Here is a 21,608-nt window from a genome sequence, read left to right on the forward strand (position 1 = left end):
CGGTGACGGGGGAGACTGGGCGGGTGAGCACACCCATCCGCGCCTCGTCGATCCTGCCCGGTCGCCGAGAGGAGATCGAGCTGCACACCGCCGACGGGCTGCGACTCGTCGGTGAGCTGGCCCGCCCGGCCGACCGCGCGCCGGTTGCCACGCTGGTCTGCCTGCATCCGCTGCCCACCCATGGCGGGATGATGGACAGCCACGTGTTCCGCAAGGCCGCCTGGCGCCTGCCGGCCCTGGCTGACTTGGCGGTGCTGCGTTTCAACACCCGGGGCACGACCAGCATGCGCGGCACCAGCGCGGGGACCTTCGACAACGCGGTCGGTGAGCGATACGACGTGGCCGCCGCCATCGAGTACGCGGAGTTCCACGAGCTGCCGGAGATCTGGCTACTGGGTTGGTCCTTCGGTACTGACCTGACCCTGCGGTACGGCTGTGACCCGGCGGTGACGGGTGCCCTCCTGCTCTCCCCACCGCTACGGTTCTCCGGCCCCGAAGACCTGGCGAACTGGGCCGCCACCGACAAGCCGATCACGGCGCTGGTGCCGGAGTTCGACGACTACCTTCGGCCCGAGGAGGCGCGGGAGCGTTTCGCCGCTGTGCCACAGGCTGAGGTGGTCGGCGTGCCGGGCGCCAAACACCTGTGGGTCGGTGACGCCGAGACCGTCCTCGACGAGATCGTCCGGCGGGTCAACCCCACCGTCCCCGTACCGCTGCCGACGACCTGGGACGGCCCACTGGAGACCGGCGATGTCAGCGCGTACGCCGATCGCACGGTGGCGGCCTTCGCCGATCGGCCGGTGCCGGGTCCCGCGGCCGACTAGCGGGAATCGCCGCCTAGCGGGAATCCTGGCGCGGGATAACCACCTCGCGCAGGATCAGCTGGAACGCCGCGACGGTGGGGATCGCGATGAGAGCGCCCACCACGCCGATCAGGGCGACGCCGAGCAGCGCCGCTACCAGGGCCGCTACCTCGTTGACCTGTACCGATCGGCGCATCACCTTCGGGTAGATCAGGTAGTTCTCCACCTGCTGGTAGACGAGGAAGAACAGCACACAGGCGATCCCCACCGGTAGGTCCGTGGCGAAGCCGACCAGGCTCACGATCACCGCCCCGAGCGTGGCGCCGATCTGCGGGATCAAGTCGGCCACCGCCACCACGACGGCCAGTGCGAACGGGTACGGCAAGTCGGCAATCAACGCGAAGACGAAGGTGGTGGTGCCGGCGAGGACGGCGATGATGAGCGCCCCGACGATGTACGCGCCGACCTTGACGATGATTTCGTCGCCGATCAGGCGTACCCGATCTCGACGGGACCGGGGGACGAGCGCGTAGCCGAGCGACCGCAGCCGGTTGAAGTACGCCAGGAAGTAGATGGTGAGGACGAGTACGGTCAGGGTCCGGAAGGCGGTGCCGAAGATGAGCTGGGCGCCGCCGAGTACTCCGCCGAGTGCCTGGCCGAGGGCGTCGGTGTCCGCGGCTTGCTGCGCCCTTTCCACCAGGTCGTACCGCTCGATCAGCTCGTTGATGGTCTCGTTACGCCGTAGCGCTTCCAGGTAGCTGGGGAACTGCTCGATGAACTGGTTGGACTGGGTGACAATCGGTGGCACCAGGGCGACCACGCCGCTGCAAAGCAGGAGGAGCAGGGTCAGCATGACGACCGCGACCGCCAGCCCGTGGGGCAGTCCGAGCCGGCGCAGCCGCGTCACCGCCGGATAGAGCCCGACGGCGAGGAAGAGCGCGATTACTACGGGGACGAGTAAGCCGGCGGCATTGCGTAGGCCGAGGAAGAGGGCGTAGGCCAGCAGCGCCCCGAGCCCGCCGGTGAAGCCAACGAGGAAGCTGCTCCGCCGCAGGGGCAGCCCCGGTACGCCGAACCGCCCGGACCCCTGGTTGGCGCGGTGCTGCTGCGAATCCGGCTCGCCCGGTGCCACCGAAGCTCAGGCCGCCCGCCCAGCGCCGCGACGGGCCCGCCGCGCCTCGCTCAGCCGTCGGCAGTGGAGAACCGGGCGCGGCACCGCTGTCCAGCCGGTCGGCTCATTCTTTGTCAACGACGACCTTGCTCGGCTTGGAGCTGCGCTCGTCGGTGGTGGGTTTCGCCGGCCGGTTGTTGTTCTCTCCGGTACTGGTGATCTTTGTGGGGGCGGCTGCCCGACCCCCTTCACCGGGTACGGCCGCGACGGTCGGCTCCCCGTCCACCCCGGCGCTGGCCTCATCACCGTCCTTGGTGGTAACCGACTTCACACTGCCCTTTGCGGACTCGTCAACGGCCGGCTCGATCCGTCCGCGGGCCGGCTGGCCGGCCTCCGCCGGTTCGACCTTGCCCACACCGGTCCGGTCGCCAGTTGGCGGCGCCGGTACGGCCGTGCGGGCTCGACCATTGTCGGAATCGCTGTCGGTGGGGCCGGCCGGGGCAGGCTTCGCCGCACCGGTCAACTCCAGCCGAAGTTCCGTCAGCTGTCGCTGCAGGTCGTCGGACTCCTGGCGTGATCGCCAGGTCTCCTGCCGCAGGTCAGCGAGCTGCTGCTGCGCCTGCGCGATCTCCAGCATCACCTGGGCGAGCTGCTGCCGGCTGGTTGCGGCCTCCTGCTGGGTCGCCGCCAGGTGCTGTTGGGTGGTGGCCAGGGCCTGCTGGGTGGTAGCGGCGTACTCCTCGAACTGGCGTCGGGAGGTAGCGGCGTACTCGTCGGCGGTACGGCGCTGCTCGGCCGCCGCCGCCTCGGCCTGCCTCAGCAGCTCCGACGCTTCCTGCTCCGCACGTTCGCGTAGGGTCTGGGCATCCTGCTCGGCGGTCCGCCGGATACTCTCGGCGGCACCCTCGATCTTGTTTCGGCGGGCCGTGTACGTGGACTCCAACTCGGTCTTGCGCGAGGTGAATTCGGTCTCCAGCTCCTGCTGTCGAGTGGTGAATCCGGTCGCCAGTTCCTGCTGCCGGGTCGTGAATTCGGTCTCCAGCTCCTGCTGCCGGGTCGTGAATTCGGTCTCCAGCTCCTGCTGTCGAGTGGTGAATTCGGTCTCCAGCTCCTGCTGCCGGGACGTGTACCGCTGCTCCAACTCGGTGTGCCGGGAGTCGTGCCGCTGCTCCAGCTCGTCGCGGCGGCTGGCGAACTCCTGGTCGTCGGCGGCCCGGCGCTGGGCCAGTTCGCGGTCAGCCGCCGTCCGGCGGTTGTTGACCTCCATTTCCACCCCCGCCCGCCACGCTCCCAGCTCCTGCTGGGTCTGGGCTCGGGTTTCCCGGGCATACGCCTCGGTCTCGGTGCGCGCTTGCTGCGCGTACGCCTCGGCCTCGGCCCGTTGCCGCTTCGCCGCGTCGGCGGCCTGCTTGGCGAGCAACTCCGCCTCCTGGCGGGCCTTTGTTTGGGTGGCCCGGACGGCGATGCTGGCGTCGTCGACGATCTGCTTGGCCTCCTGCTGGGCCTTGGCGTGGGTGGCCCGGCTCGCCTCGGTCGCCTGTTCCACGAGGCGCCTGGACTCCTCCTGCGCCTTGGCTTGCACCTCCTTTGCGGCTTCCCGCAGTTCGGTCGCGTCTTGCTGGGCCTTGGCCTGTGCCTCGCGGGCCGCCTCGCGCAGCTTCGTCGCCTCCTGCTGGGCCCGCGTGTGCACCTCTTTGGCGGTGTCCCGCAGCTGGGTGGCTTCCTGCTGGGCCTTCGTCAGCGCCCCTTGCGCGGTCTTGCGTAGCCGGGCGGCCTCCTCGGTCGCGGCTTTGAGCGCGGCCTCGGCCTGTTCGGTTGCGGTTTTGACCGCGGCCTCGGCCTGTTCGGTTGCGGCTTTGACCGTGNCGTCGGCCTGTTCGGTTGCGGCTTTGACCCTGGCGTCGGCCTGTTCGGTTGCGGCTTTGACCCTGGCGTCGGCCTCTTTGGCCGCGGCCTTGACCGCGGCGTCTGCCTCCGCCTTCCGAGCTGCGGTGTGCCGCTCCTCCTCGGCGCGGCGAGCGGCCAGGGCCAGCTCGAAGTCCTTGACTGCTTTGGCCGCCTCCGCCCGCGCTTCGTCAATGATGTGTTCGGCGGCGGCTCGGCGGGACTCGATCTCCTTGTTCGCGGCGGCGAGGATCTCTTCGGCCTGCTCTTCGGCGAGGGTGAGGACCTGTTCGACGCGGGGTCCAAGGTGCCGGAAGGAGGCGCGGTCCACCACGCCGACCTGCTTGCGTACCTGGGCGAGATCCCGCTGAAGAACCTCCACCTGGCCGGCCAGCTTATGGATTTGGGTGTAGGCCTGCTCTCGCTCTGCGGTCAGGGTGGCGATCTCGTGCTCGGCGCGAGCGACGTACCGGTCGACCTGCCCCTTCACGTACCCCCGCAGGCCGGCCTCGAAGCTGGGCTCCGTGGTCACATCCCCGCCGAGAGCGAACAGTTCCTCGCCGTTCGACATGCCCCCATCCTCACACGCAATCGGCCCTCTTGGGGCGATACGGACTCGTCGGATGCAGCGGTTCAACCGGCGCGATCCGGACTTGGAACCACGTACGGCGCGGGGCGACACCCGGATGCCCAGCGTCGCCCCGCGTGGTGGAACTGGCCCCAGCTGAGCTGGTCAGCTGGGGGAGCCGGTGCTCTCGCGGTTCTTCTCCTCCGCTGAGGCCTCCGACTTCGACCCCGTGGCGGCGGCCACGGCGGAGGCTGCCGCAGCGGCGGCGTCCGGCCCCGTACCCGGGACGATGCCGGCGAGCCCGGAGAGCATCTGGCCGAGCTGGGAGGTGACCGCGTCCTTCTGGCGGGTCAGATCCTCGACCTCGCGGCGGGCCGTCTGAGTAGCCAGGTCGGCCTCGGTGCGGGCCTCGGTGAGCAGGCGCCCTGCCTCGGTCTTCGCTTCGTTCAGGCTCTTCTCGGCGGTCGCCTTGGCCTCTTCGACCGTGTCATGGGCGGTGCGTTCCGACTCGATCCGCCGTGCTTCGGCGCGCTGCTCGATCTCCTTGGCCCGTTCCTGGGCGGCCCGTGCCCGCTCCTCGGCCTCGTTGACCAGCTTCTGGGTCTGGGCGACCTGGGTGGCGTGCCGCTCCGACTCCTCGCGCTCGGCCTTCTCCCGCCGCTCGGCCAGCTGCAGCTCAAGGGCCTGTAGGTCCTTGTCCCGCTTGTCCCGCGCGTCGGTGAGGAGCTTCGTTGCCTCAGCGCGCTTCTCCTCGGCCTCGCGGGCGGCCTTCGCCCGCTGTTGGGTGATCTCCCGTTCCGCGGTGGCGCGGAGGGTGGAGACCTCCCGCTCGACGGTGGACTTCAGCTCGGCGACCTCGTGCGCGGTGACGGTGCGCAGCTGCTTGGTCTCCCGATCGGCGTCGGACCGCAGGGTGTCGGCCTCGCGGCGGGCCTGGACGCGGACCTCGGCCGCCTCCCGCTCGGCGGCGGTCCGGACGTTGCCCGCCTCCCGCTCCGCAGTGGCCTTCATCGCCGCCACCTCGGCCCGCGCCTTGTCGGTGATCTCCCGGGCCTCGAGGCGGGCGGCGGAGAGAATGCCCTCGGACTCCCGCTTCGCCTCGTTGCGGTGGTCGTTGGCGTGCTCCTCGGCGAGCCGGAGGATCTGCTCAACGCGGGTGCCGATGCCGGAGAGGGTCGGCCGATTGTTCTCTTCGAGTTGCTTGCTGGCCTCGGAGAGCTTCTGCTCGAGGGCGGTCATCCGCTGCTCGGCCTGGCGGAGCCGGCGCTGCGCGTCGTTCATTCGCTGCTCGGCCTCGGCGCGGGCCTGCTCGGACTGGGTCAGCGCGGCGCTCAGCCGACCAAGGAAGTCGTCAACCTGACCTTTGTCGTAGCCGCGCAGGGTGACGGTGAAGTCCGGCTGGCTGTTCGCGTTATCGAAGAACGCAAGAGGGGAGGACTGCTGCTGGGGCATTGGGACATACTGGCAGACGACCTGGGGTCCTTCGCAAGAGCGCCCCGACCTTTGACGTCCTCATTACATGGTCAACCCAGTTGGACCGCAGCGGCCGGGCCAATCGGCGATCTTGGCAGCTCTCGGACGCCGTGACGGTCTGAAGTGTGGCTCCGGGAATGGGGCCGCGAGCAAGGACCCGCGACCCCATTCCGTTCGGAGCCGGTACCGGGTTCGCCGGTCTCGTGCGAATGGGCATCCTGTCCAGCGAATGGAAAGAACCCAGACGCCACATTGGTGGCGAGCCTCGCCGTATGGTCAGTGACCGCGGAACCGGTTGATCGCTGCCTCGTGCCGCCCGCGGAACTCGGGGTCGCGCACACCGAGGCCGTCCTCCGGAGCAAGGCACCGGACCCCGACCTTGCCCTGGTGCGCGTTCCGGTGTACCTCATATGCGGCCTGGCCGGTCTGCTCCAGACTGTAGGTCTTCGACACGGTTGGGTGGATCTTGCCGAGGGCGATCAGCCGGTTCGCTTCCCACGCCTCCCGGTAGTTCGCGAAGTGGCTGCCGACGATCCGCTTCAGGTGCATCCAGAGGTAGCGGTTGTCGTACTGGTGCTGGTAGCCACTGGTCGAGGCGCAAGTGACCACAGTGCCGCCGCGCTTGGTGACGAAGACGCTGGCTCCGAAGGTCTCCCGCCCCGGGTGTTCGAAGACGATGTCGGGGTCTTCGCCGCCGGTCAGCTCGCGAATGCGCTCACCGAAGCGGCGCCACTCGTCCTGGTCCTGGGTCTGCTCGTCCTTCCAGAACTGAAAGCCTTCGGCTGCCCGGTCGATCACCAGCTCCGCGCCCATCCGCCGGCACAGCTCCGCCTTCTCCGGCGAGGAGACCACGCAGACCGGAATCGCCCCGCCGGTGAGCGCCATCTGGGTGGCGTAGCTGCCCAGACCGCCGGAGGCCCCCCAGATCAGCACGACATCCCCCTGCTTCATGTTGGCGCCGTGGTGGGAGACGAGCTGGCGGTACGCGGTGGAGTTCACCAGCCCTGGGCTCGCCGCCTCCTCCCAGCTGAGGTGGCGGGGCTTCGGCATGAGCTGGTTGGCCTTAACGATCGCCAGTTCGGCCAGACCGCCGAAGTTGGTCTCGAAGCCCCAGATTCGCTGCTGTGGGTCGAGCATGGTGTCGTCGTGTCCGGCGGCGTCCTCCAGTTCCACGGAGAGGCAGTGGGCGACGACCTCGTCGCCGGCCTGCCACCGGGTTACGCCGGGGCCGGTGCGTAGCACGACGCCGGCCGCATCCGAACCGACCACGTGGTACGGCAGGTCGTGTCGCTTGGTCAGCTCGGAGAGCCGGCCGTAGCGCTGGAGAAACTTGAAGGTCGGTAGTGGTTCGAAGATGCTCGTCCAGACCGTGTTGTAGTTGATGGCGCTGGCCATCACCGCGACCAGTGCCTCGCCGGGACCGGGTTGCGGGGTCGGCACGTTCTGGACATGAAGCGCCTTGCGCGGGTCCTTGTCCCGCGTGGCCATCCCGTCGAAAATCTGGGTCTCCTCGGCGCGTACGACCACGCCTCGGTAGGACTGCGGAATCGGGAGCCGGGCAACACCAGCGAGTTCACGTTCGGGCTGCGCCGAACCCTCCGCAGCCATGATCGTTTCGAGGATGTCCTGCACTTCGACCTCCCGTTCGTCTGCCCCGCGCGTTGCCGGCAGGGGCCTGTCATCGTCGGCGCCCGGTGTGTCAGTCACCGTTTCGGTATCGACGCATCCGGCATCGACCGCGCTGTTGTGGAGGCGGACGCTACTGAACAGTAGCTATCCCCGGAAGTGCTGTGTGAAAAAGTGCATCGATTGACGAGCGATGTTGTCCGGTGGGGTGCGAAACTGCGCAAAGTCGAGCTCGGTAGCTCGGCTACTTGGCGGCTCGGGACCGGGGACGGTGGGGGTGGGCCCGGCCCGGCAGGAAGCAGGGCGGGCCCCTGCCTCAGTGGTCCGCGGCGGGCTCGACCAGCTCGACCAGGACGCCACCGGCGTCCTTCGGGTGGACGAAATTGATCCGGGAGTTCGCGGTACCTCGCTTCGGCTGCTCATACAGCAGGCGGAGTCCCCGCTCGCGTAGCTTCGTGCAGGCGGCGTCGATGTCGGCGACCGTGTAGGCGACCTGTTGCACGCCCGGGCCCTGTCGATCGAGAAACCGTGCGATCGTGGACGTCGGCGAGAGTGGGGCGAGCAGCTGCACGCAGCCGCCGGCGGCGGTTGGGCCGACCGCCAGCATCGCCTCGCGGACGCCCTGCTCCTCGTTTGTCTCGGTGTGTACGCACCGCATGCCGAAGGCGCGCTGGTAGAAGTCGATCGCCTCGTCCAGGTCGGGTACGGCGATACCGACGTGGTCGATGCGGCGCAGTCCGATGTCTGTGTCGTAGTCCGCAGCGGACTCGACGGGGGGATTCTGGGCCATGGCGTCAGTCTGGCCGAACACGTGTGTGCGGAGCGCGGCCGGTTGGGTTTTTCACGCCGCGGGAAGCGCGGCCGGGTGGCTATCTCACGCTGTGGGAAGGGTGCGGAGCTGTGCCACGGAAGGCTGCGGCGGTCGCCCGTGCCGGTGGGCTGTATCGACGTTGGGGGTGCCGGGACTGCGGTCGGGGCCTGCGGGACTGGGTGCGAGCCGCTACGCTGTCCGGACGGTCGCGCAGGAGCTCCAGTGCTCCTTGCGCGGCGGGGCGATGAGTAGCCGCACACCGGGGTGGCCCGCCGGGTGTCGTCGATGTGCGCGGGGTCACCGTCGTCGATCTGCTCCCAGAAGCTAAGGTGCGTCCTAACAATCGTTAAGGCGTACAGGTCGGCACCCTCGGAGGCAGGTATGGCTTCGGTGATCGTCAGCGGCGCTCGAACCCCGATGGGGCGACTGCTGGGTAACCTCAAGGATCTTTCCGCGACCCGGCTGGGTGGCGTGGCGATTAAGGCAGCGCTGGAGCGTGCCGAGGTCGCTCCCGACCAGGTCCAGTACGTGATCATGGGGCAGGTTCTGCAGGCGGGAGCCGGTCAGATTCCGGCCCGGCAGGCGGCCGCCGAGGCGGGCATTCCGCTCTCTGTTCCGGCGCTGACTGTTAACAAGGTCTGCCTCTCCGGGCTGGACGCGATCGCCCTGGCCGACCAGTTGATCAGGGCTGGGGAGTTCGACGTCGTCGTGGCCGGCGGCATGGAGTCGATGACCAATGCCCCGCATCTACTGCTCGGGCAGCGGGGTGGCTACAAGTACGGCGACGTGGTGATCAAGGACCACATGGCCCTCGACGGGCTCACCGACGCCTGGGACTGCTGTTCGATGGGGGAGTCGACCGAGCGGCACGGCAGCACCAAGGGGATCAGCCGTGCGGAGCAGGATGCTTTCGCCGCGGGAAGCCACCAGCGTGCTGCTGCCGCCCAGAAGAACGGGCACTTCACCGAAGAGATCACCCCGGTCGTTCTTCCGCAGCGTAAGGGCGAGCCGCTGGTGATCAGCGAGGACGAGGGCATTCGTCCGGACGCCACCGCGGAGTCGCTGGCGAAGCTGCGCCCGGCCTTCGCCCCGGACGGCAGTATCACCGCTGGCAGCTCGTCGCCGATCTCCGACGGCGCTGCTGCCGTCGTGGTGATGAGTAAGGCCAAGGCCAAGGAACTGGGGCTGACCTGGCTGGCCGAGATCGGTGCGCACGGCAACGTCGCCGGCCCGGACAACTCGCTGCACTCGCAGCCGTCCAACGCGATCGGCCACGCGCTCCGGAAGGCGGGCCTCACCATCAATGATCTGGATCTGATCGAGATCAACGAGGCGTTTGCGCAGGTGGGCATTCAGTCAATCCGTGACCTCGGGGTCAGCCCGGACAAGGTCAACGTCAACGGCGGTGCGATCGCCCTTGGGCACCCGATCGGTATGTCCGGTGCCCGGCTGGTCCTGACCCTGGCGCTGGAGCTCAAGCGGCGCGGTGGCGGCACCGGCGCGGCGGCGCTCTGCGGCGGTGGTGGCCAGGGCGACGCGCTGATCATCCACGTCCCAGCGGGGGCCGAGAGCCAGGGGTGAGCCGGACCGGCGAGCCCCGTGGTCGGGAACGAAAGGCACCATGACTGACGCCGTCAACAATGTCCCGGCCGCGCCGCCGGTGCGTCGCAGCCGGGACATTCCCATGCTCGTCGAGCGAGCCCGCGCGGGTGACCCCCGCGCGGTCGCCCGGCTCATCACGTTGGTCGAATCCGGGGACGCGACACTGCCGCTGATTGCGGCGGCTTTTGCCCCGTACGCGGGCCAGGCCCAGGTGGTCGGCCTGACGGGTTCGCCCGGGGTGGGAAAGTCGACCACTACCAACGAGTTGGTGCGAGCGCTGCGCTCCCGGGGGCACCGGGTCGGCGTGCTGGCCATCGACCCGTCCAGCCCCTTCACCGGTGGGGCGATCCTCGGCGATCGGGTCCGGATGCAGGACCACGCCACCGATCCCGGGGTCTATATCCGTTCCATGTCCAGCCGGGGGCACCTCGGCGGACTTTCGGCGGCAACGCCGCAGGCGGTTCGGGTGCTGGAGGGCGCCGGCTGCGACGTGGTTCTGGTGGAGACCGTCGGCGTGGGCCAGGCAGAGGTCGAGGTCGCCTCGCTTGCGGACACCACCCTTGTGCTGCTTGCGCCCGGAATGGGGGACGCGATTCAGGCGGTCAAGGCCGGCATCCTTGAGATCGCCGATGTGTTCGTGGTTAACAAGGCCGACCGGGATGGCGCCGATGCCACGGTCCGGGACATCCAGGGCATGATCGCGCTGGGGGAGCGAGGGCCGGGGCAGTGGCGGCCCGCAGTGGTACGCGCTGTCGCCGTCCGCGGCGAGGGAATCGACGACGTCGCCGCGGCTCTCGACAAGCACCGGGGTTGGCTGGTCGAGCGGGGTGAACTGCGTCGTCGCCAGGAGGCACGGGCCGCTGCTGAGGTGGAGGCGATCGCGCTGGGCGTACTCCGGGACCGAATCGGTTCGCTGCGTGACGGCACGGAGCTGTCGACGCTCGCTTCCCAGGTGGCCGCGGGTTCGCTCGACCCGTACGCGGCTGCTGATCAGCTCCTCGCCCAGATCGCCGGCGATAGCACCGGGTAACCCTACCGGCCGGTACGAACGTCCTTAGCGATCGTTCAGGATGGGATCTACACTCGGAGGTGGAGTCGAAGACCCGAGGAGGAGCCCCGCGGATGAACGCCGACGAGATCGCCGCTGGACGCAGACGCTGGCAGGACCGCTACGATGCCGCTCGCAAACGGGATGCCGACTTCACCACGCTCTCCGGGATGACCGTTGCCCCGGTGTATGGGCCGCCAGAGGGGGAGGACCACCCCGGCTTTGAGCGGATCGGCTGGCCGGGTGAGTTCCCGTACACCCGTGGTCTGCACCCGACCGGCTACCGGGGGCGGGCTTGGACCATCCGGCAGTTCGCCGGCTTCGGTAATGCCCGGCAGACCAACGAGCGCTACAAGATGATCCTGGGCGCTGGGGGTGGTGGCCTCTCCGTCGCCTTCGATATGCCCACGCTGATGGGACGCGACTCAGATGACCCGCAGTCACTCGGCGAGGTCGGGCACTGTGGGGTCGCGGTGGACAGCGCCGCCGACATGGAGGTGCTTTTCGACGGCATCGACCTAGCCGGTGTCACGACGAGTATGACCATCTCCGGGCCGGCCGTTCCGGTCTTCTGCATGTATTTGATCGCTGCCGAGCGGCAGGGAGCGGACCTCTCCCGCCTGGATGGCACCCTGCAGACGGACATCTTCAAGGAGTACATCGCGCAGAAGGAGTGGCTCTTCGACCCGGAGCCGCACCTGCGCCTGATCGGCGACCTGATGGAGTACTGCGCCCGGGAGATTCCTCGGTACAAACCGCTCTCCGTCTCCGGCTACCACATCCGGGAGGCGGGCTCGACGGCCGCGCAGGAGCTGGCGTACACCCTCGCCGACGGCTTCGGCTACGTCGAGCTGGGCCTCTCCCGCGGCCTCGACGTGAACGTCTTCGCCCCCGGCCTGAGCTTCTTCTTCGATTCCCATGTGGATTTCTTCGAGGAGGTCGCGAAGTTCCGTGCCGCGCGCCGGATCTGGGCTCGCTGGCTGCGCGACGTCTACGGCGCCACCAGTGAGAAGGCGCAGTGGCTGCGCTTCCACACGCAGACTGCTGGGGTCTCGCTGACTGCACAGCAGCCGGTCAACAACGTGGTCCGCACGGCAGTGGAGGCCCTCGCGGCCGTGCTCGGCGGCACCAACTCACTGCACACCAACGCCCTCGACGAAACCCTGGCGCTGCCCACCGACGAGTCGGCCGAGATCGCCCTGCGGACGCAGCAGGTGTTGATGGAGGAGACCGGGGTCACCAATGTGGCCGATCCGCTGGGCGGCTCCTGGTACGTCGAGGCACTCACCGACAAGATCGAGGCCGAGGCGGAGGAGATCTTCGCCCGGATCCGGCAACTCGGTGGTGAGGGACCGCACGAGATCGGTCCGATGACCTCGGGAATCCTGCGGGGCATTGAGGATGGTTGGTTCACCGGGCATATCGCCGAGGCGGCGTTCGCCTACCAGCGGGCGCTGGAGAAGGGCGAGAAGAAGATCGTCGGGGTCAACTGCCACACCAGTACGGTCGCCAAGGACCTGGAGATCCTGCGGATCTCGCACGAGGTTGAGCTGGAACAGCGGCGCACGCTCGGCGAGCGGAAGGAAGCTCGGGATGACGCCGAGGTCAGCGCGGCGTTGGAGCGGATGGTCGCGGTCAGCCGGACCAGCGGGAACATGATTCCGGCGATGCTCGACGCGGTCCGTGCCGAGGCGACCCTGGGCGAGATCTGCGATGCGCTACGCCTCGAGTGGGGCGTCTACCGCGAACCGGCTCGCTTCTGACCACCGGCATCGGCGCGGCGCGGCGGGGAGGTGTGGTGACCTGCGTGAGAACCGTGACCTTCGGCGTCGCCGAAGGGCGGAGATTGGCGTCACCCGTGCGAGACTAGGTAACCATGAGCGACCCACGGATCACCCCGTCGATCTTTACCCGCGGCGCGGTAGACCTCAGCGCGCTGCGCACCCCCGCACCCTCCCCGGCCCCCGCGTCCGCCCAGTCCGGCCCGTCCGATGACGCCGCCGGGAGTACTGCCGCCGTCATTGATGTCACCGAGGCGACCTTCCAGACCGAGGTCCTCGAACGGTCGCTCAGCACGCCGGTGGTCGTCGACTTCTGGGCCGAGTGGTGCGAACCCTGTAAGCAGCTCTCGCCGGTGCTCGAGCGGCTCGCCGTCGAGGGCGGTGGCGCCTGGGTGCTGGCCAAGGTCGACGTGGATGCCAACCCCCGGTTGGCGCAGATGTTCCGGGTGCAGGGCATCCCGATGGTCTACGCGGTGGTCGGCGGCCAGCCAGTCGACGCGTTCTCCGGGGTGGTGCCCGAGGCGCAGCTGCGGCAGTGGATCCAGGCGGTTCTCAAGGCTGGTGGCGCGAGCGTGGCCGAGACGGCCGACCCACGGTTGGACGAGGCCGACGAATCGCTGCTCAACGGTGATCTGGACGCGGCGGAGCAGGCGTACCGCAAGATCCTGGCTGAGGCGCCATCGGACGCCGCGGCGGAGGCGGGGCTGGCCCAGGTCGGGCTTGCCCGTCGGGTCGCCGGTGCCGACCCGCAGGCGGCGCTCGCCGCGGCGGCCGCGGCCGCCGACAACATCGACGCCCAGCTGCTCGCCGCCGATGTCGAGGTGCTCGGTGGGATGGCGGAGCAGGCCTACCAACGTCTGGTCGGGCTGGTTCGCCGTACCGCTGGCGAGGACCGCGAGAAGGTGCGTCAGCACCTAGTCGGCCTCTTCACCATCGCCGGCCCCGAAGATGCCGCGGTGGCGCTGGCCCGTCGGGCACTGGCCAGCGCCCTGTTCTGATCCAGTCACGTCGGCGCGGGCCGGTGTGACGACCGGCCCGCACGAGCTTGAGGACGGGAGCCCCTGATGCGCCGGATCGCCGTCCTCGACGCGCCCACCAACCTCGGGCTGCGCCCGCCCACGGCCACCTCGGTGCCGGGCTGCGGTAAGGCTCCTGGTGCCCTGCGCGATCAGGGCCTGCTCGGCCGGCTCCGGGCCCGGGATGCCGGCTGCCTGACCCCGTCCCGGTATGACCCGGGCGACTGGCGGCCCGGAGATGGCGTATGTCACGCGTATGAGATCGCTAACTACTCGGTGGCGCTCGCTGACCGGATTGGAATGGTGATAGACCGAGGCGAGTTCCCGCTGGTGCTCGGTGGGGACTGCTCGGTCGTACTCGGCTCTGCGCTGGCCATGCATCGGCTCGGTGCGGCGGTGGGTGGTCGGATCGGGCTCGTCTTCGTGGACGGGCATTCGGATTTTCGGCACCCCGGCAACGCCTCTTACGTGGGCGCGGCGGCCGGCGAGGGGCTGGCCCTGGTCACCGGCCGTGGTCAGCTCGATCTGACCGCTATTGAAGGTCGGCGGCCGTACTTTCGGGACATCGACGTGGTAGTGCTGGGCATCCGGGCGCAGGACGATTACCGGCTCGACCTCCAGGCCGCCGGGATCACTACCCGACCGGTGCCGGCGCTGCGCGCGGAGGGTGCGGCCCGTACCGCGCAGTGGGCGCACGACCAGCTCACGCACTGCGCTGGCTACTGGCTGCATGTTGATGTGGACGTGCTGGACCCGGCCGTGATGCCCGCCGTGGACGCTCCCGACCCGGGCGGAATCGCCTTCGCCGAACTGGAGAATCTTCTCGCCGGCCTGGTCGACACCCCGCACTGTCTCGGCGTCGAGCTGACCGTCTTTGACCCGGACTACGACCCGGACGGGTCGTACGCTGCCGAGATCGTTAACACCCTGGTCGGGGGTCTCCGCCCGGTCACCGCGCCGGGATCCGTCCGGCCCCGGCTGCCTATTGCTGCCTCGCCGCGTCGGGGGTCGGAGCGCCGCCGGAGCCCGGAGCAGCCGGTCCTCCTCGTCAACCAGGGTGGGCCGGCCGAGGTGGAGCAGCCCCGGGAGCCGTCGATTGGCGCGGCGGTGCCTGCTGATCCGGCGGTGCCTGCTGATCCGGCGGCGCTTGCAGCAGACCCCAGGCACCCGTAGACCCGGAGGCGACCAATCGGCGGACGCCGGTTGGTCGCCTCGGTAGCCCCCAGAATCCTGGCCCTTCTGCACCGTAATGCGGCTGTGCCGGCCCGTTCGTCCCCCGGCTGGCGGTCGAGAGGCCGAAGACGGGCCCCGACTGGGTGATGAACATCCGGAGGTGGGGTAACCCGGGGTGGGTCGACCCCTATCGCAGTAGGTGAAAGACGGCAGTCCCGAACCGGACGTCCGGATGATGGTCCGCCGACCAAGGCGCGGATAGGCAGGGCCTAGGCTGGGCGCAGAGTGACCCACGACGCGGTGGGTCGAGGGGAGTGGCACCGATGGACCGGCGTCCGGCTACCAAACCGGGACCCGACCTCCGGCAGGTTGATACCGGCCGGGACGACAACTTCGATTCGGCAACCGATTCCGACGGCTTCGGTCACGTCGAGACTGGTGTGACCGGCCTGACCGGTTCGAGCATCGACTCGATCTACGACTTGGGCCTGCCCGCCAGCGCTTTGGGGGAGGACGCCGAGGATTCGGACCTCGACGAGACGGTACCCAACGCGGAGCGCCTGGTGGCGCAGGCGATCGCGCTCGCTGGCGACGACCACGACTCGGCGTCGCTGGTCCGCCGATACTGGCGGTTCGCGCCAGATGAGGAACTGATCGGCTTCACCGCCGAGGAGATGCTCGACTCCGTGCGTACGCACCGAGAGCTGGCCGAGCAGCGGGTACCGGGCGAACTCAAACTGCGCATCCAGGAGCCGGATGCCGATCAGCACCACTCGGTGGTCGAGATCGTCACCGACGACATGCCCTTCCTGGTGGATTCGGTGACCGCGCTGCTCAATTCGCATCACCTGGATGTGCACCTACTGGTCCATCCGTTGTTGGTGATTCGACGCGAGCCGCTGGGCCGGCTGATCGAGGTGGCCGCCGACGTGGAGCCCGACGAGGTGACCACCGGCGGCCTGATCGAGAGCTGGATGCGGATTGAGATCGACCCGGTCCGGGACGCTGCGGACCGGGACAACCTGCGTCGGGAGCTGCAACGCGTGCTCACCGACGTGCGGGAGGCGGTCGAGGACTGGCCCCGGATGCGTCAGCAGGCGCTGACGCTCGCCGACGAGCTGGCGGCCGCGCGGAACAGCGAGAACCGGCCGCCGGTGCCGGAGAAGGACATCACCGACTCGGTCGAGCTGCTGCGCTGGCTCGCCCACGACCACTTCACCTTCCTCGGCTACCGGGAGTATCGCCTGGTAGACGCCGAGGGAGAGGCGGGCGGCAAGGCCCTGCGGGCGGTGCTCGGCACCGGTCTCGGGATCCTGCGCTCGGATTCCACGGAGTCCCGGGCGTTGTCGTCGATGACGCCCGAGGCACACCAGCGGGTCACCGAGAAGCGCCTGCTGGTCATCACCAAGGCGAACTCACGGGCTACCGTGCACCGATCCGCGTACCTGGACTACATCGGCTTCAAGGTGTTCGACGAGGCCGGCGAGGTGGTCGGGGAGCGTCGGTTCATCGGTCTGTTCGCCACCGCCGCGTACCGCACCAGCGTGCAGGAGCTGCCGGTGGTACGGCGCAAGGTGGCGGAGGTGGTCGATCGTTCCGGGCTGAGCCTGCGTAGCCACTCCGGCAAGGATCTGCTCCAGATCCTGGAGACCTATCCGCGCGACGAGCTGTTCCAGATCAAGACCGATGACCTGTACCACGCGGTGATCGGTGTGCTGCGGATGGCGGGCCGCCGTCAACTGCGGGTGTTCCTGCGCCGGGACGCGTACGGACGCTTCATCTCCTGCCTGATCTATCTGCCGCGGGATCGCTTCACCACCCAGAACCGGCTGCGAATGCAGGACATTCTGCTCCGGGAGCTGAATGGGGTCGGGGTCGACTACACCACCCGGGTGACCGAGTCGATGCTGGCCCGGGTGCACTTCATCGTGCGCACAGATCCGACCAAGCCACCGGAGGATATCGACGCCGACCTGCTCGCCGAGGAGCTGGCCGACGCCACTCGCCTCTGGGACGACGACTACCGGTTGGTGTTGGAGCGCAAGCTCGGCGACGAGCAGGCCAAGCACCTCTTCTCCCGGTACGCCGACGCTTTCCCGGAGGGCTACAAGGACGGGCACACGCCGTACGAGGCGATGAAGGACCTGGCGAAGCTGGAGCTGCTGGAGGAGCCCGGCCAGCTGGAGATGCACCTGTTCCGGAAGCAGTTGGCGCCTCGGGCGGCGAGTCGGGTGGCCGGCGGCGACGAGTCGATGGACGTCCGGTTCAAGGTCTACCGGTACGGCGAGCCAATGATGCTCTCGGCGGTGCTGCCGGTGCTGCACTCGCTCGGGGTGAGTGCGGTTGACGAGCACCCGTACGAGGTAGAGCGCATTGACGGTCGGATCTGGCTGTACGACTTCGGCCTGCGGTTGCCGGAGGGGCACCAGGAACTGGCCGAGGTTCGTCCGCACGTGGAGAACGCCTTCGCGGCGGCGTGGCGGGGTGAAGCCGAGGTGGATGGCTTCAACGCGCTGGTTCTGCGCGCCGGCCTCACCTGGCGGCAGGTGGTCGTGTTGCGGGCGTACGCCAAGTACCTGCGTCAGGCGGGCACGGTCTTCTCCCAGGACTACATGGAGTCGACCTTCATCGCGTATCCACGGATCGCGGCCCTGCTGGTGCGGCTCTTCGAGGCCCGATTCGCGCCGGGCTCAACGAGCCCCGAGCAGCGTCAGCAGCAGAGTAAGGAGCTGGTCGCCGAGCTGCGTGCCGCGCTCGACGACGTGGCCAGTCTCGACCAGGACCGAATCCTCCGGTCGTACCTGACGCTGATCCAGGCCACCCTGCGGACGAGCTTCTACCAGAAGCGCGTTGACGGGCGGCCGAAGCCGTATGTCGCCCTGAAGCTGGATCCGCAGGCGATTCCGGATCTGCCGGCGCCGCGGCCCCGGTTCGAGATCTTCGTGTACTCGCCTCGGTTCGAGGGGGTGCACCTGCGCTTCGGGCCGGTGGCCCGGGGCGGGTTGCGCTGGTCCGACCGGCGGGAGGACTTCCGTACCGAGGTACTCGGGCTGGTCAAGGCACAGATGGTGAAGAACGCGGTGATCGTCCCCGTTGGTGCCAAGGGTGGCTTCGTGCTCAAGCAGAAGCCGGGCGACCGGGACGAAGCCGTGGCCTGCTACAAGGAGTTCATCTCCGCGCTGCTGGACGCCACCGACAACATCGTCAGTGGCGAGATCGTGCCGCCGCCGGATGTGGTTCGCCACGACGGGGATGACCCGTACATGGTTGTCGCGGCGGACAAGGGCACCGCCACCTTCTCCGACATCGCCAACGAGATCTCCACGGCCCACAACTTCTGGCTGGGCGACGCGTTCGCCTCCGGTGGGTCCGCGGGCTATGACCACAAGAAGATGGGGATCACCGCCCGCGGCGCCTGGGAGTCGGTGAAGCGGCACTTCCGTGAGTTGGGGCACGACACCCAGACCCAGGAATTCACGGTGGTCGGCGTCGGCGACATGTCCGGTGACGTCTTCGGCAACGGGATGCTGCTGTCGCGGCACATCCGGCTGGTGGCCGCCTTCGACCACCGACACATCTTCCTCGACCCGAATCCGGACGCCGCCACCTCCTGGGTGGAGCGGAAGCGGCTGTTCGACTTGTCTCGGTCGACGTGGGAGGAGTACAACCCGGAGTTGATCTCCGAGGGGGGCGGTGTGTTCCTCCGTACCGCGAAGTCGGTGCCGATCTCGCCGGAGGTACGGGCGGCGCTCGGTATCGAGGACGGCGTGTCCCAGCTCAGCCCGCTGGAGTTGATGAAGGCGATCCTCACCGCCTCGGTCGACCTGTTCTGGAACGGCGGCATCGGCACCTACATCAAGGCCTCGAGCCAGACCAACGTCGAGGTCGGGGACAAGTCCAACGACGCGATCCGAGTTGACGGCAAAGACCTGCGCTGCCGGGTCGTCGGTGAGGGAGGCAATCTGGGCTGCACCCAGCTTGGCCGGATCGAGTACGCCGAGGCGGGTGGTCGGATCTACACCGACTTCATCGACAACGCGGCCGGGGTGGACTGCTCGGACCACGAGGTGAATATCAAGATCCTGCTGAACACGGCGGTCGCCGACGGGGAGCTGACCGTTGGTGAGCGGGACAAGCTGCTCGCCGAGATGACCGACGAGGTCGCCGAGTTGGTGCTGCGGGACAACTACGACCAGGCGCGGGCGATCAGCAACGCACAGGCCCAGGCGCCGTCGCTGTTGCCGGTGCACCGGCGGATGATCGTTGACCTGGAGCGCTCCGGTGCCCTGGACCGGGCGCTGGAGGCGCTGCCACCGGACGAGGAACTGGCCGTCCGGATGGAGTCCGGGATGACCGCACCGGAGTTCGCGGTGCTTCTCGCGTACGTCAAGATCGTGCTCGAGAAGGAGATCCTGGCGGAAGGCGTGGCCGACGAGGCGTGGACGACTGAGCTGTTGGTCAACTACTTCCCCACGCCGATGCGGGAGCGGTTCGCCGAGCGGATGTCCCGCCACCGGTTGCGCCGGGACATCGTCACCACCATGTTGGTGAACGAGACGATCAACCGGGGCGGCATCTCGTTCGTCTACCGGGTGGTCGAGGAGACCGGGGCGAGCGCCGCCGACGTGCTTCGCGCGTACGTGGTGGTCCGCGAGGTGTTCGGACTGCGCGGGATCTGGAACGCCGTCGAGGAGCTGGACAACCGAGTCGCCCCTGACTTGCAGACCGACGTCTACCTGGATTTCCGGCGTCTACTGGACCGGGCGGTGCGGTGGCTGGTGACCAACCGTCGCTCTCCGATCGACGTGCCGGCGGAGATCGCGCGGCTGCGTGACGGGGTCGCCCACCTCCTACCGCGGATGGAGACGCTCTTCTACGGCAGCGAACGGGAGGCAATCGCGGCGCACATCGAGGCGATGGTCGCCAAGGGATTGCCGCGGGATCTGGCGCAGCAGACGGTCCGGTTGATATACAGCTTCGGCCTGCTCGACGTCGTCGAGACCGCGGCGGGCAGTGGGCGGGACGTGTCCGAAGTCGCATCGGTCTACTTCGTCCTGTCGGACCGGTTCCGGGTCGACTCGCTGCTGTCCAAGATCTCGCTGCTGCCGCGAGAGGACCGGTGGCAGACACTGGCCCGGATGGCGCTGCGGTACGACCTGTACGCCGCGCTCGCCGCGCTGACCACCGAAGTGTTGGGCGGTACCCCGGGCGATCTGCCACCAGTGGAACGGGTGCAGCAGTGGGAGCAGTCGAACGCTACCTCGATCCACCGTGCACAGCGGGCGATGGGGGAGTTCGACGAGTCCCGGGCCGACCTGGCCGCCCTATCGGTGCTGCTACGTCAGATCCGGACCCTGGTGCGGACCTCGGCGGCGTCCTGACTTGCGGGCTGTCCCGGCGGCCGGACCTCGGCCGCCGGGACACCCGATCCCTGGGTCATTGGGCCTGGGTAGCGAACACGACGATGTTGTCCGGGTAGCTGCCGGCCGCCTCGTCGAAAACGCCGCCACAGGTCACCACCCGTAGTCCGATCTGGTCGGTGGAGCCGTAGACCAGTTCGGCCGGAAATTCGGTCTTCGGATAGGACTTCACCGACTCGACGGTGAAGTCGACCTGCTCGCCGTCCTCACGGATCACGCCAACTGTGTCGCCCGGTCGCAGCTCACCGAGGGAGAAGAAGACCGCAGGGCCGAGCTCCGCCGAGTCGACGTGTCCGACAATCACGGCATTGCCAACTTCGCCGGGGCTCGCTCCCGGCTCGTACCAGCCGGCCAGCTGCGCCTGGTCGAGCGGAGGCACCTCGACTGTCCCATCCGGATTGGTCCCGATCTTCATGATCGATGCGTTGACCCCGATTTTGGGGATGACGATCTGGCTGGGAGCGGAGCGGGGGCGGCCGGACGGAGCGGGCTGGGCGGTGTCCGGCCCGATGGCCGCTGCCCCGACGGGAGAGTCGGCCAGCGCGGGAGGCTGCGGGGGACGGTCCGGGGGGCTCTCCGTAAACGACGCCCCGATCAGGCCGAAGCCGGACAGGGCGAGCAGGACGACGACGATGGGGCCGGCGGCACGCCACGGGAGTCCGTGACGGCCACCGGCCCGGGTCGTCGTCCCCTCAGACCAGGGAACCATCGGTTCGGCGCCGCAGCAGCACCAGACCGCCCAGGGCGGCCGCACCGAGCAGACCAGCTCCACCGACGGCCAGGCCCCGGTTGTCGCCGGCACTCATGCCGCCGTCACCGCCGTCAACCCCGCCCCGTGGCAGCACAACGAGTTCACCCTCGCCGCACGAGCCCTTGAGCTTGTAGGTGCCCGGCTTGGCGTGCTTGTCCACCTCGGCTTCGCCGTAGTAGACGTAGTCCCGCTTGTGCTCCCAGCGGTCCCCGTCGTGGTCGCGGCCACGTCGGTCGTCGCGGTCGTCGCCGTGCCGGTCGTCGCGGCCACGCCGCTCGTCGCGGTCGTCGTGGTGTCCGCCCGCCTGACCTCCCCACTCCGCCTCGGTGTCCTCAGCGGACCTTGGGCCGCTGGAGTGCCGACGTTCCCCCTCGCTGTCCCAGTCGCCGCGGCTGTCGGAGTCCCAGTCGTCCTTGTGGTCGCGGTCTTCGTGGTGGTCGCGGCCGTTGTGGTCGTAGTCGCCCTTGTAGTCGTGGCGCTTGTCGTCCCAGTCGTCCTTGTGGTCGCGGTCTTCGTGGTGGTCGCGGCCGTTGTGGTCGTA

At 68.8% G+C, this 21,608-nt stretch carries 13 protein-coding genes and 1 pseudogene; 7 read left to right on the forward strand and 7 right to left on the reverse strand.

The annotated features are described in order from the left end of the window. Window positions 1–23: 23 nt before the first annotated feature. Window positions 24–824 carry an alpha/beta hydrolase gene (locus B116_RS0105685; RefSeq protein ID WP_018720390.1) on the forward strand — a complete coding sequence of 267 codons (801 nt, stop codon included), beginning with the start codon at window positions 24–26 and terminating at the stop codon, window positions 822–824. 13 nt (window positions 825–837) lie between these two features. On the opposite strand, the gene B116_RS0105690 is transcribed toward B116_RS0105685, so the two are convergent. The 5 genes from B116_RS0105690 to mce all read right to left on the reverse strand — a co-directional run bounded on the left by B116_RS0105690 (window position 838) and on the right by mce (window position 8,255). Beyond that, complete coding sequence (locus B116_RS0105690) at window positions 838–1,935, reverse strand: AI-2E family transporter (RefSeq protein ID WP_027659441.1); 1,098 nt, start codon at window positions 1,933–1,935, stop codon at window positions 838–840. Window positions 1,936–2,038: 103 nt separating this feature from the next. Beyond that, a complete protein-coding gene (locus tag B116_RS0105695; RefSeq protein WP_027659442.1) occupies window positions 2,039–4,369 on the reverse strand; it encodes a hypothetical protein in 2,331 nt (776 codons plus the stop codon). A 162-nt stretch (window positions 4,370–4,531) separates the two neighbouring features. Next, window positions 4,532–5,818 carry a DivIVA domain-containing protein gene (locus tag B116_RS0105700; protein WP_018720387.1) on the reverse strand — a complete coding sequence of 429 codons (1,287 nt, stop codon included), beginning with the start codon at window positions 5,816–5,818 and terminating at the stop codon, window positions 4,532–4,534. A 297-nt stretch (window positions 5,819–6,115) separates the two neighbouring features. After that, window positions 6,116–7,471 (reverse strand): crotonyl-CoA carboxylase/reductase, encoded by a 1,356-nt coding sequence (gene ccrA / locus B116_RS0105705; RefSeq protein ID WP_027659443.1) that lies wholly within the window; start codon window positions 7,469–7,471, stop codon window positions 6,116–6,118. 310 nt (window positions 7,472–7,781) lie between these two features. Then, window positions 7,782–8,255: a methylmalonyl-CoA epimerase gene (gene mce, locus B116_RS0105710; RefSeq protein WP_026321380.1), complete on the reverse strand. Its 474-nt coding sequence runs from the start codon at window positions 8,253–8,255 to the stop codon at window positions 7,782–7,784. 402 nt (window positions 8,256–8,657) lie between these two features. On the opposite strand from mce, the gene B116_RS0105715 reads away from it, so the two are divergent. The 6 genes from B116_RS0105715 (at window position 8,658) to B116_RS0105740 (ending at window position 20,277) form a co-directional block, all read left to right on the forward strand. Further along, window positions 8,658–9,857 (forward strand): acetyl-CoA C-acetyltransferase, encoded by a 1,200-nt coding sequence (locus B116_RS0105715; protein ID WP_018720384.1) that lies wholly within the window; start codon window positions 8,658–8,660, stop codon window positions 9,855–9,857. A 40-nt stretch (window positions 9,858–9,897) separates the two neighbouring features. Continuing rightward, window positions 9,898–10,908, forward strand: coding sequence for a methylmalonyl Co-A mutase-associated GTPase MeaB (meaB, locus tag B116_RS0105720; protein WP_027659444.1), 1,011 nt, complete (start codon window positions 9,898–9,900; stop codon window positions 10,906–10,908). Window positions 10,909–11,000: 92 nt separating this feature from the next. Beyond that, window positions 11,001–12,689: an acyl-CoA mutase large subunit family protein gene (locus B116_RS0105725; protein ID WP_018720382.1), complete on the forward strand. Its 1,689-nt coding sequence runs from the start codon at window positions 11,001–11,003 to the stop codon at window positions 12,687–12,689. A 113-nt stretch (window positions 12,690–12,802) separates the two neighbouring features. Beyond that, window positions 12,803–13,705 carry a tetratricopeptide repeat protein gene (locus tag B116_RS0105730; protein WP_027659445.1) on the forward strand — a complete coding sequence of 301 codons (903 nt, stop codon included), beginning with the start codon at window positions 12,803–12,805 and terminating at the stop codon, window positions 13,703–13,705. Between the two features lie 63 nt (window positions 13,706–13,768). Beyond that, a complete protein-coding gene (locus tag B116_RS0105735) occupies window positions 13,769–14,896 on the forward strand; it encodes an arginase family protein (RefSeq protein ID WP_027659446.1) in 1,128 nt (375 codons plus the stop codon). 323 nt (window positions 14,897–15,219) lie between these two features. Next, window positions 15,220–20,277, forward strand: a complete 5,058-nt coding sequence (locus B116_RS0105740) for an NAD-glutamate dehydrogenase (RefSeq protein WP_027659447.1) — start codon at window positions 15,220–15,222, stop codon at window positions 20,275–20,277. A gap of 55 nt (window positions 20,278–20,332) precedes the next feature. Here the strand turns inward: B116_RS0105740 and B116_RS0105745 are convergent, their stop codons facing one another. Both B116_RS0105745 and B116_RS27775 read right to left on the reverse strand, forming a co-directional pair. Continuing rightward, entirely contained in the window at window positions 20,333–21,025 is a 693-nt protein-coding gene (locus B116_RS0105745) for a class F sortase (RefSeq protein WP_027659448.1), read from the reverse strand. Continuing rightward, window positions 21,009–21,608: pseudogene (locus B116_RS27775) on the reverse strand (hypothetical protein); the annotation flags it as partial. The gene B116_RS0105745 and the pseudogene B116_RS27775, both read right to left, overlap by 17 nt.

It is taken from the genome of Salinispora fenicalii (assembly GCF_000514815.1).
GTDB lineage: Bacteria > Actinomycetota > Actinomycetes > Mycobacteriales > Micromonosporaceae > Micromonospora > Micromonospora fenicalii.

Excerpts from the sequence above, each read along its gene's own strand:
- B116_RS0105700 (WP_018720387.1), bottom strand. The coding sequence starts at position 5,818 with ATGCCCCAGCAGCAGTCCTCCCCTCTTGCGTTCTTCGATAACGCGAAC.
- mce (WP_026321380.1), bottom strand. The coding sequence starts at position 8,255 with ATGGCCCAGAATCCCCCCGTCGAGTCCGCTGCGGACTACGACACAGAC.
- B116_RS0105715 (WP_018720384.1), top strand. The coding sequence starts at position 8,658 with ATGGCTTCGGTGATCGTCAGCGGCGCTCGAACCCCGATGGGGCGACTG.
- meaB (WP_027659444.1), top strand. The coding sequence starts at position 9,898 with ATGACTGACGCCGTCAACAATGTCCCGGCCGCGCCGCCGGTGCGTCGC.
- B116_RS0105725 (WP_018720382.1), top strand. The coding sequence starts at position 11,001 with ATGAACGCCGACGAGATCGCCGCTGGACGCAGACGCTGGCAGGACCGC.
- B116_RS0105730 (WP_027659445.1), top strand. The coding sequence starts at position 12,803 with ATGAGCGACCCACGGATCACCCCGTCGATCTTTACCCGCGGCGCGGTA.
- B116_RS0105740 (WP_027659447.1), top strand. The coding sequence starts at position 15,220 with ATGGACCGGCGTCCGGCTACCAAACCGGGACCCGACCTCCGGCAGGTT.
- B116_RS0105745 (WP_027659448.1), bottom strand. The coding sequence starts at position 21,025 with ATGGTTCCCTGGTCTGAGGGGACGACGACCCGGGCCGGTGGCCGTCAC.